Source organism: Bacillota bacterium, from assembly GCA_040754675.1.
GTDB lineage: Bacteria > Bacillota > Limnochordia > Limnochordales > Geochordaceae > Geochorda.
In genome coordinates this window covers 1-3020 of the sequence record JBFMCJ010000488.1, presented here as the reverse complement: position 1 = coordinate 3020, position 3020 = coordinate 1, and the positions used below count along the sequence as shown (strand labels likewise).

Annotated in this window: 2 protein-coding genes; one reads left to right on the top strand and one right to left on the bottom strand. The window is 66.7% G+C overall.

What is annotated here, in order from left to right; all coding sequences use genetic code 11:
- Window positions 1-431 precede the first annotated feature (431 nt).
- Window positions 432-2369 carry a beta-L-arabinofuranosidase domain-containing protein gene (locus tag AB1609_19545; protein MEW6048638.1) on the top strand — a complete coding sequence of 646 codons (1938 nt, stop codon included), beginning with the start codon at window positions 432-434 and terminating at the stop codon, window positions 2367-2369.
- 135 nt (window positions 2370-2504) lie between these two features.
- On the opposite strand, the gene AB1609_19540 is transcribed toward AB1609_19545, so the two are convergent.
- Window positions 2505-3020: substrate-binding domain-containing protein (locus AB1609_19540; protein ID MEW6048637.1), on the bottom strand; the 516-nt coding region annotated here is incomplete at its 5' end.

Below are 3020 nucleotides of genomic sequence, written 5' to 3'. Positions count from 1 at the left end.
TACGGACATGGAAGCCACCCGCTGGCCGGCCCGGACATCGTCCGGTGGTATTCGCTTTCACCCTGCGTAACCAAACCCCAGGACCTTACCGGTTGCTACCGGTATATTCGACGCGCGCTACCGCGTTCCTTCCGTGCGGCGCGCTCGAGCACCGGATGCGCGATGGCGGGACCCAAACGCAAGGGTTGCCGCACAGCCTTCAACGGGTGCAGCAGTTGCCCTGGCCTGACGCGTCCTTCCGCGGCCACGCGGCGCACGGCGTTCGCAGGAGCTCCGCATGGACTCCAGCCTGAGCACCCGGGCCGATGGCTGAGCGGTTCCCGCAACCCCGAGAGGGGCCCATCGGGCGCACCGGGAATCTCTTGCCAAGACCAGGCCGCAGTGATATTACATGTACTAGCCGGTCCTTGCGACGAGACGGAGGGACACCTGTGCACACAACCACGCCAGCGCCATGGCACAAGGTCACGCTTCGCGACCCGGTGTGGGCGTCACGCATGCGGACCATGCGAGAGGTAGGCTTACGTTACCAGTGGGAAGCGCTCAATGATCGGGTACCGGGTGTTCCCCGCAGCCACGCCGTGGCCAACTTCCGGATCGCGGCGGGCGATCAGGACGGAACGTTTTATGGGATGGTTTTCCAGGACAGCGATGTCTACAAGTGGCTGGAGGCCGCTGCGTACTTCCTGGCGGCCGGGCGCGATCCCGAACTCGAGCAGGCGGCCAGCGTGGTCGTCGACCTCATCGCACGCGCCCAACAGCCCGACGGATACCTCAACACCTACTTCACCATTGCGGAGCCAGGCAAGCGATGGACCAACGTGCGGGAACGGCACGAGCTCTACTGCGCCGGCCACATGATCGAGGCCGCTGTTGCGCACTTCCAGGCAACCGGCGACCGCCGCCTCCTCGACGTCGCCTGTCGCCTGGCCGACCACATCGCGTCGGTCTTCGGCCGCGGCCCGGGGCAAAAGCGCGGCTACCCGGGGCACCCGGAAGCGGAGCTCGCACTGGTCAAGCTCTACCGCGCCACCGGAGAGCGGCGCTACCTCGAGCTCAGCCGTTACTTCATCGAGGAACGGGGCCAACAGCCGCACTGGTACGACATCGAAGCGGATGCGAGAGGTGAGCCGCCAGAGCGGCGCCGGTTCGACTATTCGTACAGCCAGGCTCACATGCCGTTCCGACAGCAGACGAAGCTGGATGGGCACGCCGTCAGGGCGTTGTACCTCCTGAGCGGCGCCATCGACGTCGCCACCGAGACGGCGGATCGGGAGCTTCTCGAGGTATGCCGGCGCCTGTTCGCCAATGCCACGGGGCAACGCATGTACGTGACCGGTGGGGTCGGGTCTTCTGCCTCAGGAGAGCGCTTCACGTTCGACTACGACCTTCCCAACGACCGGGCCTACAGCGAGACGTGCGCCAGCATCGCGCTGGTCTTTGCGGCGCACCGGATGGTACAGGTCGACGTGGACCGGCAGTACACCGACATGATGGAGCGAGCGCTGTACAACAGCGTGCTGAGCGGGATCTCGCTCGACGGGACCAAGTTTTTCTACGTCAACCCGCTGGAGGTATGGCCCGAGGCCTCGCTGCGGCGGTACGACACGCGCCACGTCCTGCCAGTACGGCAAGGGTGGTTCGACTGTGCCTGTTGCCCGCCCAACCTGGCGCGCCTTATTGCCTCCGTTGGTCAGTACATGTACTCGACCGACGACTCCGGTGTCTACTTCCACCTCTACGCCGCAGGCGAGGCGCAACTGGAAGTCGGCGGGACCCCCGTGCGCCTCGCCCAGGAGACGCTCTATCCGTGGGACGGAGCGATTCGGGTCACGGTGCACCCGCGCGTTCGCAGGGAATTCACACTGGCCCTGCGCATACCCGGCTGGGCGAGGAGCCCCCTGCTCAGCGTTAACGGTCAGGGCGTATCCCTTGACGGGGTCATCGACCGCGGGTATGCCTACCTCACCCGGACCTGGCGAGAAGGCGACGTCGTCGAGCTGCAACTGCCCATGCCCGTCGAACGGATCGAGGCACACCCGCAGGTGCGTGCGGACGCCGGCAAGATCGCCATTCAGCGCGGCCCCATCGTCTACTGCCTGGAAGAGGTGGACAACGGCCCGAATCTGCCCGCGATTGTCCTGCCACGGGACAGCGCGCTCGAGGCCCACTGGGAGCCAGACTTTCTTGGCGGGGTAGTCGTAGTCACGGGCTCAGGTATGCGCGTCGACGAGTCCTCGTGGGAAGGCGAGCTGTACCGCCCCGTGGGCCACACCAGGGCACGACCGGTCGACGTGACCGCGGTCCCTTACGCCACCTGGGGCAATCGCAAACCCGGGGAAATGCTCGTGTGGCTGCGGGAGAGCTGACGAATCCCACGTGACGGATGTCACACGAAGGCCGCCAGAGGCCGGGCAGCAGCTTCGCTTTCGCTGTCGCCCGGGCTCCGGCGGCCACCGGTAGCCAGGGCGGAAGCATGGCTGCCCACCGGAAGACGGGGGCCGTCATGGCTTCCTGACAACCCCCGGCGTCGCAGCCCCCTTCACTGCTGGCACCGCGACGGTAGACGCTCGCTGCACCAGGACCGTTGGCAACACGATCCTCACCGGATACCCACGGCCGCCATCAAGCGATTCGAAGAGCAGCCGGGCAGCCGTATCCCCCATCTCGTGGCGCCGCACGGAGACGGTGGACAGGGGCGGGAGGCTCTCTGCCGCAAGCTCGATGTTGTCGAAACCGAGCACGGAGATGTCCTTGCCGACCTCCAGCCCCGCCTCGCGAATCGCCTGGTAGGCGCCCAGCGCGAGCAGGTCGGACGCCGCGAACACGGCCGTGTATCTGGACTCCCTTGCCAGAAGCTCCCGCATGGCCTGGTAGCCGTCCTCGAGGCGCCAGCCGGCCCCCGCGGCCATATCCCCCTCCAGCGCGATCCCCTCCTGCTCGAAAGCCCGACGGAAGCCGGCTTCCCGTTCCTGGGAAGGCCGGCTGTCTGGCGACCCGCGGATGAAGGCGATCTTCCG